Source organism: Streptomyces sp. NPDC005576 (assembly GCF_042871745.1).
In the GTDB taxonomy this organism is placed as follows: domain Bacteria; phylum Actinomycetota; class Actinomycetes; order Streptomycetales; family Streptomycetaceae; genus Streptomyces.
Map to the genome: position 1 here is coordinate 269,591 of NZ_JBIAJC010000013.1, position 14,088 is coordinate 283,678.

Sequence of the window (14,088 nt, forward strand, 5' to 3'; positions counted from 1 at the left end):
ACTCACGACTACAAGATCCGGAGTACTTACGATGGACCGGGCTGCGACACCCAGACAGAACAAGCGCGTGACCATCACCGACGTCGCCCGCCACGCCGGCGTCTCCACGGCCGCGGTCTCCAAGGTGATGCGCAACGCCTACGGCGTGAGCCCTGCCATGCAGGAGAGGGTCAAGGCCGCCATCGCCGAACTCGGATACCGGCCGCACGCGGCCGCACGGGGCATGCGCGGCCGGACCTACACGATCGGCGTCCTGCTCGACAACGTCCGTAACGCGTTCTTCGCCGACATCCTCGACGGCGTCCAGGACGAGCTCCGTACCAGCGAGTACACCGTCCTGATCGGTGCCGCCGGGTTCGGCCCGGAGGAGCAGGCCAAGACGATTCGCTCCATGGTGGACCGTCAGATGGACGGCCTGATCCTCATCGCGCCCGGTACGTCGCGGGACGAGGTACTGGCAACGGCTGCGTCCACGCCGACCGTCGTCCTCGGCCATCACGACGGCTCCGACGCACACGACTCGGTGGTCGACGCCGACGACGTGGGCGCGGGGCTGGTCGTCGACCATCTGGTCTCGCTCGGCCATCGCGACATCGCCCTGGTCCCGGCCCCCGGCACGAAGGCCAACCGGTGGAAGCGCACCCCGGAGATCGTGCTGACCGCCGGGTACCTCGAAGCCATGGAACGGCACGGACTCTCCGAGCACGCGCGGGTACTGCATGCCGCGTACTCCGACGACGGCGGCTTCAAGGCGGGCATGACCCTGCTGACGCAGGACCGCCCCCCGACCGCCGTCATGACCGGAGCCGACGTGGCGGCCCTCGGCATCTACCGCGCCGCCCACGAACTCGGCCTGCGCATCCCCGACGACCTCTCGCTCGTCGGCTACAACAACACCGCCCTGGCCGCGCTGGCGACCGTCCAGCTGACCAGCGTCGACCAGGCCGGACACACCATGGGCTCTGCCGCCGCCCGCCTGCTCATCGAGCGGGTGGAAGGCCGGCGGGACAGGGCCATGCAGACGACGATGACCCCTCGTCTGGTCACACGGGGCAGTACGGCGCCCGCGCAAGGCCGTTAGCCGGTGGCCCCCCTGCCCCCGGTGCCGCGTCCGCCACGCCGGACCGCGGGACGCACGGAGGAGACCGGTACCGGTGTACGGGAGGACGGCACGAGGCGGCGCCGGGTGGGCATCAAGGACGTCGCACGCGAAGCCGGTGTGTCGCTCGGAACCGTCTCGAACGTGCTCAACCGGCCGGAGTTGGTGGCCGAGTCCACGCGGAGACGGGTGCTGGACGTGATCGGCGCGATCGGTTACATCAGGACTGACGGCGCCCGGCAGTTGCACGGCCTCGCCTCGCGCGTGATCGCCGTCGTGACGTCCGGGCCGGCCGACCCGTTCTTCACGGCACTGGCCACCGGGGTCCAGCAGGCCGCGCGCGAAGCCGACCTCGGCGTCATGGTCTGCACCGACGCCCGCGACCCCGGGGAGGAGGCACGGCACCTCTCCCTGATCGTCTCGCACCGGGTGCGGGGTGTGGTGCTGATAGCCGGTGAAGGGGTCGACCGGACCATGGCCGCGTTCCGCCGGCACGCCGTGCCCTTCGTCGTGGCCGACCAGGACGCGCCCGAAGCGGCGGCCTGTTCCGTGGGGATCGACGATGTCGCCGGAGGCTACGCGGCGGTGCACCACCTGCTCGAGCGAGGGCACCGCTCCATCGCCCACGTCACAGGCCCCGACCCGCTCCCCTCGGTACGGAACAGGCGCGCAGGCGCTCGCACTGCCGTCAGCCGGGCCGGACTCGTCGGAGCCTCCCTGCACGAACTGTCGTGCCCCGCCCTGACCGTGCAGGCCGGCAGGGACGCCGGGCACCGCATTCTCGGCCTGCCGGTCCGGCCGACCGCCGTCTTCTGCGCCGACGACCTGCTGGCTCTGGGGGTGGTGCAGGCTCTGTACCCGGCGGGACTGAGAATCCCCGAGGACATCGCGCTGGTCGGCTACGACGACATCGAGTACGCGGCGTCCGCCGCCGTGCCGCTCACCTCGGTACGACGGCCGGCCGTCGCCATGGGGCGGAAGGCCGGCCATCTGCTCATCGAGGACACGACGTACGGCGCCGGTCACGAGCACGGCCACGTCGTGCTCCGGCCCGAACTGGTCGTGCGCCGGTCCACCCTGTCGGCGCCGACGCGGTAACCGCGGGGCTCGGCTCCTCTCGGGAGCACGGTGCGGCGGAGGGGTCGGCGTCCGGCGGCCGGGTGTGCGGCGGAAGGGGGCATGGCGGCACTCCGGAACGTGGGACGGGAGAGGGTGAAGATCCGTGGCGACAGAACCGCGGGCGAGGACGTCGTCGCACGGGCGGACCCGGCCCAGGGGATGTGCCACGACTATGCGGTCCTGAGGGGCGGCCTGCCCAGCCCTGCCGTGATCCGTATTCCGGATGCTCCGGATCCACCCCGTGGATGCCTCGGAGCCCGCACGCCTGAACCGCCCGTCGGGCGGCCAGGAACCCGAGCGGTCCTTCCGTCGACAACCCATTGACATCGGGGAAACACCGTCGCAACATGATCCGCACACCAACGATTGGTGTGCGGATCATTTGCGCCGGCCCTTCTGCCGGTGCCCTCCGTTCCCTTCCACACCAGGAGGCCGTATGCCCGTGACCCGAGATCCTCTCCGCATCGCCGTGGTCGGGGGCGGCATCGGTGGGCTGGCCGCGGCGTTGTCGGTCGCCCGCGCCGGGCACCACGTCACCCTCGTCGAACGAGCCGCCCGGTTCGGCGAGATCGGCGCCGGTCTGCAGCTCGCGCCCAACGCCTCCCTCGCCCTGGATCGACTCGGTGTCCTGTCGGCCGTTCGGCACACGGCGGTCGCCCCGCCCCGGCTCGTCATGATGGATGCCCTGACCGGTGACGAGGTCACGTCACTGGACCTGCGCAGTGCCGCCTACACCGAGCGCTTCACCCATCCCTACCTCGTCACCCACCGCACCGACTTGCACGCCGCACTGCTGGCCGCCTGCCAGGAGCACCCGTCCGTCACCCTGCGCACCGGGCACACCGTCACCCATGTCGAACAGGACGAGTCGGGGGCCCGGCTCCACTTCGCAAAGTCCCACCCGGTCCTGGCGGCGGACGCGGTCGTGGCTGCGGACGGCCTCCGCTCCCGCCTGCGCCAGGCCCTGGTGGGCGACGGAGAGCCGGTCTGTTCCCGCTACGTGGCCTTCCGCGGAGCTCTGCCGACGCAGAAGATGACCGGTCGCATGTCCCAGCACGCCGCGTCGGAGGCCGTGATGGTGTGGGCCGGGCCCCGGATGCACCTGGTGCAGTACCCCGTACGCCGCGGCGAGCTGTACAACCAGGTCGCCGTCTTCGAGAGCGACCACTACCTGCCGGACTCCGACGACTGGGGCACCGAGGCCGAACTCGAAGAACGCTTCGCCGGCACCTGCCAGACCGTCCGCGATGCCCTGCCGCTCGTCTCGCGCGACCGGCGGTGGCCCCTCTACGACCGGCTCCCCCTCGACACGTGGGTGCACGGCCGGATCGTCCTCCTCGGCGACGCCGCCCACCCGATGCTCCAGTACCTGGCCCAAGGCGCCTGCCAGGCACTGGAGGACGCGGTGGCACTGGGCGAGGCGTTCGGACGGTTCGGCGACCCCACCGACGCTTTCACCGCATACGCCGCGCAGCGCACGGAACGAGCGGCCCGCATCCAGACCAACGCCCGCCGCTTCGGCGAGATCTGCCACGTGGAGGGTATGGGTGCCACCTTCCGCAACCTGCTCCTCAAGGGCCGCGAGCCCGACGACTTCGACGACATCTCATGGGTGTGGACACCGGCCGCACCAGCAGTTCCCGCCGTGTGAGCACGACCGAAGGAGGACGCATGACCACCGACGACCCCGCCTACAAGGCCCTGGAGACGGCAGGCGCCGCACCGCTGTGGCGCTTCTACGGCGATCTGTTCCCCGCGCAGCCGAAGAGCCGTGCCGTGCCGTACCGCTGGAGCTGGCAGGAACTGCGGCCGCATCTGCTGCACTTCTCCGAAACGCTCTCGCTGGACGAGGCAGAACGCAGGGTGCTCATGCTGGTGAATCCCGGCCTGACCGATCCACCCGCCACCGTCAACACCCTGTACGCGGGGCTGCAGATCATCCTGCCCGGCGAGACCGCCCAGGCCCACCGGCACACGTCCAACGCCTTCCGCTTCATCCTGGAGGGCAGCGGTGCGTGGACGACGGTCAACGGCGAGCGCGTCTTCATGGAGCCGGGCGACCTGCTGCTCACCCCCGGCTGGCACTGGCACGACCACACCCATGAGGGCGAGGCGCCGATGATCTGGCTCGACGCCCTCGACTACCCCCTCGTCAACGCCCTGGAGGCCGGCTTCTACGAGAAGTACCCCCAGCGCCTCCAACCCGTCACCCGCCCTGACGACGCGGGCAGCAGGCAGTTCCTGCACGGTCGGCTGAACCCGGTCTGGCTCACCCAGGACGGGCCCCACTCCCCCGTGTCGCGCTACACCTGGGAGGAGACCCGACGTGCCCTGGAGGGCATCTCCGACACCGCCGAGGGCAGTGACGTCGACGGCATCGTCCTGGAATACACCAACCCGTGGACGGGCGGACCCGTCATGCCGACCATCGGCTGCCGGGTCCAGCGGCTGCGCCCGGGCTTCCAGGGAGCCGGCCACCGGCACACCGCCTCCACCATCTTCACCGTGGTCCGCGGTGAGGGCACCACGATCGTGGACGGCGTGCGGTTGGAGTGGTCGGAGAACGACACCTTCACCGTGCCCGGCTGGGCGTCCTACCGGCACCTCAACCGCTCCGCCTCGAACGACGTGGTCCTGTTCTCCTACAGCAACGAACCCGTCATGCGCTCCCTCGGCCTGTACCGCGCGGAAGACGCCGACCCCGGCGCCTGAACCTCGGCCGAGCCGGCCTCGCGTTCCCGTACCCCGCAGCTCCCTTCCCGAATCCCGCTATCCCGCTATCCCGCAAGGAGGCCCAGATGCGTCTGGCCCTGTTCAACGAGGGACGGCTCGGAGTCGTCGACGGCGACGACCTCGTCGACGTGACCGAGCAACTCGCCGGCCCCGGCACACCCGGCCCTGCCGGAGCGCTGCACCATCACATCGAGACCACGGCCCGTGAGGGTGCCGTCCGGCCGGCCCTCTCCGGACTCCCGCGCATCCCCTTGGCCCAGGTGGTCCTGGAGGCGCCGCTGCCCCGACCCGGCAAGATCATCGGCGCGCCGGTCAACTACCTGGACCACAAGGCCGAGATGGAGTACACCACCTCCATCGCCGACCTCGGCGTCTTCCTCAAGGCCAACTCGTCGGTCATCGGGCCGGGCCAGGACGTCCTTCTGCCGTATACGGACAAGCGCACCGACCAGGAGGGCGAACTGGGCGTCGTCATCGGCCGCACCGCCAGCCATGTCGACGCGGCGGACGCGCTGGACCACATCTTCGGCTACACCTGCGTCCTGGACATCACCGTCCGCTCCGGCGAGGACCGCTCCACCCGCAAGTCCTTCGACACCTTCACACCGATGGGGCCCTGGATCGTCACCGCCGACGAGATACCGGACCCCGACTCCCTCGACCTGCGCTGCGACGTCGGCGGGGAGACCCGGCAACGGACGAACACCGCGGATCTCATCTTCGGCGTCCGTGAACTGATCGCTTACACGTCGTCCGTCATGACCCTGCACCCCGGTGACGTGATCGCGACCGGCACACCGGCCGGCGTGGGACCGCTCGGCCACGGCGACAGGATCGTCCTGGACATCGAGCGGGTCGGCCGGCTGGACGTGGGCGTCGACGGGTCCCGGGCCGTCCCCTACGAGCAGCGCCCGGGGCGGCAGGCCCCCTGACGGCGCCACGGCCACGAGGTGGGGCCGGCCACTCGTAGACTCCCGGGGGCTGGTGGTGTCCGGCACCACCTCGAGAGCAGAACGAACGGAGCATCGTGGCGCGCGCACTGGAGCTGCACAACTACGTCGGGCATCTGATCCGGCGCGCGGAGCAGGTGCACACCTCGCTCTGGTTCCGGCACGTGTCCCGCGACATCACCTCACAGCAGTTCGCCGTCCTCAATGCCCTGCGCCAGGAGCCCGGCATCGACCAGCGCACCCTCGCGCACCACACGTCCCTGGACCGCTCCACGGTCAACCAGATGGTCCGCCGCCTGGTCGACCAGGGACATCTGAGCCAAGTGCGGGACGAGAAGGACCGCAGACGCACCCTGCTGAGGCTCACCGCCGAAGGGTCCGCGCTGCTCGACTCACTCATCCCTCCGGCGAAACGCATCAACGAGCAGCTCCTTCGCTCACTGACGGAGAACGAACGGTCCCTGGCCGCGAACGTCCTCCGCAAGATCGCCTCCATGGACGAAGAGCCGCTCGACGGCGCGGTATAGCGGACCGAGTGGGAGGGCCGTGTCGGCGCGTGTGTCGCCGGTCTACCGCCGACGGCTGATGACATGCATCCTGTGGAGGGATTCGCCGTCGCTGACCGCCATGCTCGCCGACGAGCGGTGTCCACGGGGTCGTCGTCCTCGGCAACGCCGCCGGTGCGGTGCCTGCACACCGCGGCTCCGCCGAGGGGTGGTCGCGGGTCCGGTGGCTGCTCGTCGGGTCAGCGGGGAACGCCCGGGAGGAGCCGTCATGAGTGACGTCACGGAGAGCGCGGCACGGAGACGGCGTGCGCGCCACCCCGTCCTCCTGGCGGTCGGCATCGCTTGCTACGCCCTCGGTGCGACGGTGGCGTTCTACGCCCTCGCCGACGACTTCGGGCTCGTTCTGCTGATTCCCCTGTGGGGGATCCACGCGGTTCTGCTCGTCCTGCTGATCGCGAAACTGGGCGCCAAGGAGTCCAGCGCCTACGCGACGCTGTTCATCGTGGGTACCTCCGCCATGTCCGTGTACACCGCCGGCCTGGCCCGCGACGATCTCGTGCTGGAGCGAAGAGGCGTGGCGGTCACGGCCACGGTCGTGAGCCAGTGGCGCGAGTCCGGGGGCCGCACGGCCAGTTATTTCTACGAACTGGAGCGGCGGGACGGCACCCGGGTCCGTGGGCCGGCCATGAGGCGTCCGAACGACCGGTACGACGTCGGTCAACTGCTGAGGGTGATCGAGGACCCCCGGGGTGAACTCCGGCCTCAGACGCCGGGTCAGGCCGACACGACGGGTGAGGCGGTCGGTGCGGGTGCGTTCTCGCTGGCCGCGGTCCTCGCCGTCGTCGTGGTGGCCCGGCGGGGATCGCGTCTCGCCGGGCGCGAGACCGCCCGGGCTGTCGCCGACGACCGCCTTGCGCGGGAGGAGCAGGAGGGCCGACTGCGTGCGATCCTGCGCGCGTACCCCGTCGGCCGTCATGACTACCTCGAGGTCAGCCCCGAGGACTTCCCCCTCGTGCCCCGGGCGCGGGCTGCCCGCATCGCCTGGGAGACGGGACTGCGCGCGGAGGCGGGCGACGGCCGGGGCTCCTGGCGTTTCGGGGAGACCGTGAGCGAGGAGGCTCCTCGGGACTGACACCCGGCGAGCGCCCCGACCGACCGGCAGCACAGGGCACGCGCGGATCGCAGTCACCGGAAGCTCCACCGGAGCAGGCCCCGAGATGTTCACCGTGTGTGCGCAGACCGTCGAGAAGTCGGTCGAGGAACACAGCCGACAGGCACCTGTCGGGTGATCAGGCACCATCGGACGATCACCCGCGGAGCGAGGGCGCCCCTCGGGGCGCCGCCCGCTCCGCGGAGCGAGGAGTCGTCCGGGGAGCGCCCTGGGGCCCTCCGGGCCGGAGAGCCTCAGACCCTCACGGCCTCAGCAAGGTCTTGATCATGCCGTCGGCCTTCTCCTGGAACGTCCGGTACGCCTCCGGTCCCTGTTCCAGCGGCAGGTGGTGGGTGGCGAAGGCGTCGACGCCCAGCGGGTCGTCGTCGGTGAGGAGCGGCAGGAGGTCGTCGACCCAGCGCTTCACGTTCGCCTGCCCCATGCGGAGCTGGATCTGCTTGTCGAACATCGTCATCAGGGGCAGCGGATCGGCGGAGCCGCCGTAGACGCCGGAGAGCGAGATCGTGCCGCCGCGGCGCACCGCGTCGATCGCCGCGTACAGCGCGGACAGGCGGTCCACCCCCGCCTTGTCCATCAAGCGCTCGCCGACCGCGTCCGGCATCAGTCCGACCGCCCACTGGGCCGCCTTGGCGACCGGGGCGCCGTGCGCCTCCATCCCGACGGCGTCGATGACGGCATCCGTACCGCGTCCGTCGGTGAGCTCGCGGATCGCGTCGCCGAGGTCCTTGCCGTAACGGCGCAGATCCAGGCACTTGGCACCGTACGCGCTCGCGCGCTCCAGCCGGTCGGGGACGAGGTCCACGCCGATGACCAGGCCGGCTCCGCGGTACTGGGCGATCCGTGCGGCCATCGCCCCGATCGGGCCGAGGCCCAGGACGGTCACCGTGCCGCCGGGCGGGATCGCGGCGTACTCGACGGCCTGCCAGGCGGTGGGGAGCACGTCGGACAGGTAGACGAACCGGTCGTCCGGCGGGCCCTGCGGTACCTGGATCGGCAGGCTGTTGCCGAACGGGACGCGCAGAAGTTCCGCCTGCCCGCCCGGAACCTGGCCGTAGAGCTTGGTGTATCCGAAGAGCGAGGCTCCGGTGCCGCGTTCACGCACCTGGGTCGTCTCGCACTGGGAGTGCAGGCCCCGGTCGCACATGTAGCAGTGGCCGCACGAGACGTTGAAGGGGATCACCACGCGATCGCCGGGGGAGAGTGCGGTCACCTCCGGTCCCACCTCCTCCACGACACCCATGGGCTCGTGGCCGAGGATGTCGCCGGGGTCCAGGTAGGGGCCGAGCACTTCATAGAGGTGGAGGTCGGAGCCACAGATCCCGGTCGACGTGACCCGCACGATGATGTCGTCGGGCTGCTCGATGGTCGGATCGGGGACCGTCTCGACCCTGACGTCCCGCTTTCCCTGATAGGTCAGTGCCCGCATGTCGTTCTGCCTTTCGCATCGCGGCCAGGTGATTCCATGCGCTCCGAATGCCCCTGCCGCCATCCCAGGTCGTGCGCACGGCCTGCGGCCTGTCGCACCGGATGATTCAGGAGTTCTTTCGCGCGTCTTCCTGCGCTTCTTCGTTCGGTGTCAGCGCGTCCGCGGCTTCACCGTCCTCCGTGGACCGCTCGCCGCCGGTCACGTCGTCCGTCTCGGCGTCCTCGATCTCATGGAGAAGCTCGTCGGCGGCGCTGTCGGAGGGCTTCTTCCCGCGCTCACGGTCGATGTCGTTCATGTCTCTCCTCTTTCCTCGGACGGGACCCCGCAAAGGGCGTACCGGCGCTCGCGTCCCGGCCCCGAACCCCGCTGCCCGCTTGTTTGTCCTCTCGGAGCGGGTAAGCCGCGCAAAGGCATCGTTTCCTTCGGTGATCTCCGCCTACCCGGTGATCGGGTACTACTCACCCGAACCACTCTTTTTCCATGTACCGGGCGGCCCCTCAAGGCTGTCCCTCACCAGTGGGCGAACCCGGAAACTCCGAACGGTGGAGGGGCCGCCGCGTCGTCGGCGACCTGCTGACCGACAGCAGGGCAGCGGTGCAGCGCATTCGAACACGAACGACCAGAAATTATGTTCTCTGTTTGTACCGCTCCTGCGGTAGGGACGAATGACACAGACCTGGTGCGATGTCACCGGCCTGGAAAGGTGGCTCTGTGGCTGACCAACGGATTCGTACGGTGCGTGACAACGACCTGGACGCCTTGTTCTACGCCGCGCTGGCCCCGGCGGGAGACCAGGACCCGGCTCCGCTCTACCGGCAACTCCGGGAAGCGGCCCCCGTGCTCCTCACCGCGGAAGGCGTGCTGGTGCTGAGCGCCTTCAGTCCGTGCGAGGCGGCTCTGCGCCATCCAGCACTGGGTAAGGGCGCCGACCTCATGGCGTTCGAGTTCACCTCGGCGTCCTCGGACAATCTCGAGCGACTGCTCGGCCGCGTCCGCGCCAGCATGGTGTTCTCCAATCCCCCCGACCACACGCGGCTGCGCCGCGCGGTGGCGGCGGCGTTCACCACCGCTCAGGTCGAGGCCCTCGGGCCGGCGGTGAGACAGCGCGTAGCCGGTCTGCTGGCGGGTCTGCGACCAGGGGTGGCATCGGATTTCGTGCCGGAGGTGGCGCGCAGGCTGCCGCTCCAGGTGATCGCCGACCTACTGGGGCTCCCCGAGGATGACGTCGAGCTCTTTCAGCCCTGGGCGGCCGATTTCTCCGCCGTGCTGTCCGCGGAGGCGTCTGCCGACGCGCTGGAGCGCGCGGCGCTCGCCGAGACGGCGTTCGTCGAGTATCTGACCGCGTGGCTCACGGACCGGCGTGAGCATCTGCGCGACGGGGTGCTGATGCGCCTGGTCCACTCGCACGACGAGCAGCGTCTGACGCTGGAAGAGATGGTCTCCTCCGCGATTCTCCTGTTCGGAGCGGGCTTCGAGACCACGGCCAACCTGCTGGGCAACGGCCTGCGCCTGGTGTTCGAGCAGGAGGGGCTGTGGGAACGGTGGCGATCCGGCGGGGTGGACACGGTCCGGGCGGTGGAGGAGATGCTGCGCTGCGACGCACCGGTGCCGGTGGACGGCCGTTCCGTCCTCGAGCCGGTGACGTTCGCGGGTGTCGATCTGGTGCCCGGTCAGACGGTCGTCACGCTGCTGGCGGCCGCCAACCGGGATCCGGGGCGCTTCAAGGACCCGGACCGGTTCGACGTCGGCCGTGAGGGGCCGGGTCATCTGTCGTTCGCCTCCGGCATCCACTACTGCCTGGGTACTCATCTGGCCCGTTTGGAGGCGGTAACGGTCTTCTCGGAGATGGTCCGGCGGTTCTCGGCCGTCGAACCGGCCGGGGCGCCACGGCGACGCCCCGGTCTGGCTCTGCGCGGCCACAGCAGTTTGCCGGTCACCGTCCGGGCATAGGCGGAGTTCCTCGGCAGGCCGTGGCACGGGGCTCGCTCGCCGAGGGGCACGTCCGCACACATCGTGAGGGGCACACATGACCGTCACCGAAACGCCGTCCACCCGTGAACGTGCCGCAGCCGCCATGCATCGCGCTCGGGAGGCTCTGCTTTCCCTGCAGTCACCGGAAGGCTGGTGGGCGGGCGAGGTCGAGACCAACGTGACCATGGAGGCGCAGGATCTGCTGATGCGCGAGTTCCTCGGCATTCGCACTCTGCGCGCGACCCAGGACACGGCCCGCTGGATCCGCAGCCGCCAGCGCGAGGACGGCACGTGGACCAACTTCCACGGCGGTCCCCCCAACCTGTCGACCACGGTCGAAGCGTATGTGGCGCTGCGCCTGGCGGGTTACCCGCAGAGCGATCCCCCCATGGAACGCGCCGCAGAGTACATCCGGCAGTCGGGCGGACTGGAGCACGTCCGAGTCTTCACCAAGGTATGGCTGGCGCTCTTCGGCGTGTGGGACTGGCGGCGGATTCCCATCATGCCGCCCGAGGTCGTCTTTCTGCCGTCGTGGGTGCCGCTCAGCCTCTACCGGTGGGCGTACTGGGCCCGCCAGACGATCGTGCCGCTCAGCATTGTCATGACCCTGCGGCCGGTTCGCGAACTTCCCTTCCGCTTGGACGAGTTGCGGAGCCCGCAGCCCGTGCCGAAAGCGCCGCTCCGGGGTATCGGGCGGATCTTCACCTGCCTCGATCGGGTCCTGCACCGCTACCACGACCGGCCGATCGGCAGGCTCCGGCGGGCGGCCCTGCGCCGGGCGGAGGAGTGGATCCTCGCGCGGCAAGAGAAGGACGGCTGCTGGGGAGGCATCCAGCCCCCCTGGGTGTATTCGATGATCGCCCTGACCCTGCTGGGCTATCCCCACGAGCATCCAGTCCTCGCACGGGCCTTCGCAGGCTTGGACCGGTATACGGTCACGGACAGCCGAGGGCGCCGCTTCCAGTCATGCACGTCGCCAGTGTGGGACACCGTCCTGGCGGTGATCGCCCTCGCCGACAGCGGGACGCAACCCGACGATGCAGCGCTGGTCAGAGCCGCCCGATGGATCATCGACGAGCAGATCCACACGTACGGAGACTGGCGCGTCAAACGGCCCGCGCTGCTTCCGGGCGGCTGGGCGTTCGAGTTCGACAACGACATCTACCCGGACACGGACGACACCGCCGAAGCGGTCCTGGCCCTGTCACGGGTCCGCCATCCCGGTGCGGCCGACGCGATCCGGACGGGCCTGGCCTGGATGACCGGGATGGCGAGCCGCAACGGGGCGTTCGGCGCCTTCGACGCCGACAACACCAGCACGCTCTGCGCACAACTGCCCTTCTGCGACTTCGGGGCACTCACCGACCCGCCCTCAGCAGACGTCACCGGACACGTGCTGGAGGCGCTGTGTGCCCACGGTCGGCGCAACACGCCGGCCGCACAGCGAGCTCTGGACTGGCTCCTCGACCAGCAGGACGAACGAGGTTCCTGGTACGGCAGGTGGGGAGTCAATCACCTGTACGGGACGTCCAGCGTCCTACCGGCCCTCCTCGCCGCGGGCGTCGCTCCCCGTCATCCAGCCGTGGAACGGGCTGTGGCCATGCTGCAAACCTGCCAGAACAGTGATGGTGGCTGGGGTGAGGACTGTCGGTCCTACACGGACCCGGCCTGGATCGGTCGCGGACCCTCCACCCCCTCCCAGACCGCTTGGGCACTGATCGCCCTCCTTGCCGCGGACCCCGCCTCCGAAAGCGTCGAGCGCGGCATCACCTGGCTCACGCAGCAGCAGCGCAGAGACGGCAACTGGGACGAGGACGCCTTCACGGGCACCGGCTTCCCCGGCGACATGTACCTGCACTACGACATGTACCGGCTCACCTACCCGCTGACCGCACTGGCCCGCTTCGTCAACCGTCCATCTCCGGCACCTACCCCACAAGCGCCTCAGCCTCCGGGCTGAAGTGCGCGCTCGAGCCCAGTCGGCCCGTCGCACGGGCCGTCGCACGGGTCTACTCTCCCGTCGCCGAGGCCCGCGCGGCAACGGCTCCGGTGCGGACGTTCGACTCCACCTGCTGTCGCTCGGTCAACTCTCCGAGGACCTGCCCTGCCACGGAGACCGATGACCGTCCCCCACTGCGCTGGTCTACGGACAACCTGACCGGGCAGACGACGACGTACAACGACGGCACCGCCGGCCGGCTCATGGGTGTCGCGACGTCAGGGGGTGGCAAGACGTGTACGCCTACACCTACGACGCGCGCGGCAGCCGCAAGACCGCCGGTGACGGCAGCACCTTCCGGTGGCTGCCCCGCGACGCGGCGAACCGGAGCGACTCCGGCGGCTACACCTTTGACGGCAAGGGCAGCCTGACCAAGACCCGGCGCTGTTCGCCGGCCCACAGCCCCCTCCAGCGACAAGGCCGCCGGCTTCCGCAGCAGGCGTACTTCATGCTGCTGCAGAGGAAAGGCATGTCGCCTTGGGCCGATGTTGTGGGTGCCCACGTCGGCGGAGTTGCCGAACCAGCACTCCCGCAGCTCACCACTTTCTTACGGGACGGGCGGCTCAGGCCCGTTCTCCACCGCCCACGAACAGGAGAAAGAGACCGTGGAACTGGCATACGGGCGCGGTTCATGGATTCCTGGCGGAACTGCCGGAAACATCGTCGTCGTGCTCATCTTCGCACTGGTGGTCGGCATGTTTGCATGGCTCATGTGGAGAAAGAACCGAAGGGAGAGGTAAATGGTCATCGACATCCTTCTGTCCACTCCCCCGTCCTGCTGTCGTCGGAATGGGCCGCTACACCGCGCGACAGTGCAGTGTGACTGTGAATTGTTGCGTCGCAAGCCGCTGACCGGACCAGCTCTGAAAATCGATTGCGCAATCACCGTGCGGAATTGAGTGATCAAATGCTTATGTTGTGTGGAATATGGACCATCTTGTCCATTGCTTCCGGGCTGTTCGTGGGGCGAGTCATGAAGCTCGGACACGGTCAGGAACGTCACCATAACCTCGACCTTTCTAAGAGGATGTCTCACGTGGCGATCCTGGTGAGTTTCCTGTAGCAGGTCAGGGCGGCTGCGAGCCCGAGGAAGGCGAGGAAGTGGGAGCCCTTG

At 69.5% G+C, this 14,088-nt stretch carries 11 protein-coding genes; 9 read left to right on the forward strand and 2 right to left on the reverse strand.

What is annotated here, in order from left to right:
* Nucleotides 1–67: 67 nt before the first annotated feature.
* The 7 genes from ACFYPN_RS24350 (at nt 68) to ACFYPN_RS24380 (ending at nt 7,539) form a co-directional block, all read left to right on the forward strand.
* Nucleotides 68–1,081 carry a LacI family DNA-binding transcriptional regulator gene (locus ACFYPN_RS24350; protein WP_358763609.1) on the forward strand — a complete coding sequence of 338 codons (1,014 nt, stop codon included), beginning with the start codon at nt 68–70 and terminating at the stop codon, nt 1,079–1,081.
* A 105-nt stretch (nt 1,082–1,186) separates the two neighbouring features.
* Nucleotides 1,187–2,197, forward strand: a complete 1,011-nt coding sequence (locus tag ACFYPN_RS24355) for a LacI family DNA-binding transcriptional regulator (RefSeq protein WP_358763608.1) — start codon at nt 1,187–1,189, stop codon at nt 2,195–2,197.
* Nucleotides 2,198–2,654: 457 nt separating this feature from the next.
* Nucleotides 2,655–3,869: an FAD-dependent monooxygenase gene (locus tag ACFYPN_RS24360; protein ID WP_358763606.1), complete on the forward strand. Its 1,215-nt coding sequence runs from the start codon at nt 2,655–2,657 to the stop codon at nt 3,867–3,869.
* Nucleotides 3,870–3,889: 20 nt separating this feature from the next.
* Nucleotides 3,890–4,930 (forward strand): cupin domain-containing protein, encoded by a 1,041-nt coding sequence (locus tag ACFYPN_RS24365; RefSeq protein ID WP_389300932.1) that lies wholly within the window; start codon nt 3,890–3,892, stop codon nt 4,928–4,930.
* 86 nt (nt 4,931–5,016) lie between these two features.
* Nucleotides 5,017–5,883, forward strand: coding sequence for a fumarylacetoacetate hydrolase family protein (locus tag ACFYPN_RS24370; RefSeq protein WP_389300935.1), 867 nt, complete (start codon nt 5,017–5,019; stop codon nt 5,881–5,883).
* 95 nt (nt 5,884–5,978) lie between these two features.
* Entirely contained in the window at nt 5,979–6,428 is a 450-nt protein-coding gene (locus ACFYPN_RS24375) for a MarR family transcriptional regulator (RefSeq protein WP_358763600.1), read from the forward strand.
* 247 nt (nt 6,429–6,675) lie between these two features.
* The gene (locus ACFYPN_RS24380; protein ID WP_389300938.1) at nt 6,676–7,539 is read left to right on the forward strand and encodes a hypothetical protein; all 864 of its coding nucleotides are present in this window, start codon (nt 6,676–6,678) and stop codon (nt 7,537–7,539) included.
* A gap of 280 nt (nt 7,540–7,819) precedes the next feature.
* Here the strand turns inward: ACFYPN_RS24380 and ACFYPN_RS24385 are convergent, their stop codons facing one another.
* On the reverse strand, nt 7,820–9,004 hold the full coding sequence (locus tag ACFYPN_RS24385) for an alcohol dehydrogenase catalytic domain-containing protein (protein ID WP_358763597.1): 1,185 nt from the start codon (nt 9,002–9,004) through the stop codon (nt 7,820–7,822).
* Nucleotides 9,005–9,110: 106 nt separating this feature from the next.
* A complete protein-coding gene (locus ACFYPN_RS24390) occupies nt 9,111–9,299 on the reverse strand; it encodes a hypothetical protein (protein WP_358763595.1) in 189 nt (62 codons plus the stop codon).
* A 416-nt stretch (nt 9,300–9,715) separates the two neighbouring features.
* Between ACFYPN_RS24390 and ACFYPN_RS24395 the strand changes: the two genes are divergently transcribed.
* Entirely contained in the window at nt 9,716–10,954 is a 1,239-nt protein-coding gene (locus ACFYPN_RS24395) for a cytochrome P450 (protein WP_389300940.1), read from the forward strand.
* 76 nt (nt 10,955–11,030) lie between these two features.
* A complete protein-coding gene (gene shc, locus ACFYPN_RS24400; protein WP_389300942.1) occupies nt 11,031–12,935 on the forward strand; it encodes a squalene--hopene cyclase in 1,905 nt (634 codons plus the stop codon).
* Nucleotides 12,936–14,088: the final 1,153 nt, after the last annotated feature.

Coding starts and splice junctions, on each gene's coding strand:
- ACFYPN_RS24360 (WP_358763606.1), top strand. CDS start 2,655: ATGCCCGTGACCCGAGATCCTCTCCGCATCGCCGTGGTCGGGGGCGGC.
- shc (WP_389300942.1), top strand. CDS start 11,031: ATGACCGTCACCGAAACGCCGTCCACCCGTGAACGTGCCGCAGCCGCC.
- ACFYPN_RS24390 (WP_358763595.1), bottom strand. CDS start 9,299: ATGAACGACATCGACCGTGAGCGCGGGAAGAAGCCCTCCGACAGCGCC.
- ACFYPN_RS24385 (WP_358763597.1), bottom strand. CDS start 9,004: ATGCGGGCACTGACCTATCAGGGAAAGCGGGACGTCAGGGTCGAGACG.
- ACFYPN_RS24380 (WP_389300938.1), top strand. CDS start 6,676: ATGAGTGACGTCACGGAGAGCGCGGCACGGAGACGGCGTGCGCGCCAC.
- ACFYPN_RS24365 (WP_389300932.1), top strand. CDS start 3,890: ATGACCACCGACGACCCCGCCTACAAGGCCCTGGAGACGGCAGGCGCC.
- ACFYPN_RS24370 (WP_389300935.1), top strand. CDS start 5,017: ATGCGTCTGGCCCTGTTCAACGAGGGACGGCTCGGAGTCGTCGACGGC.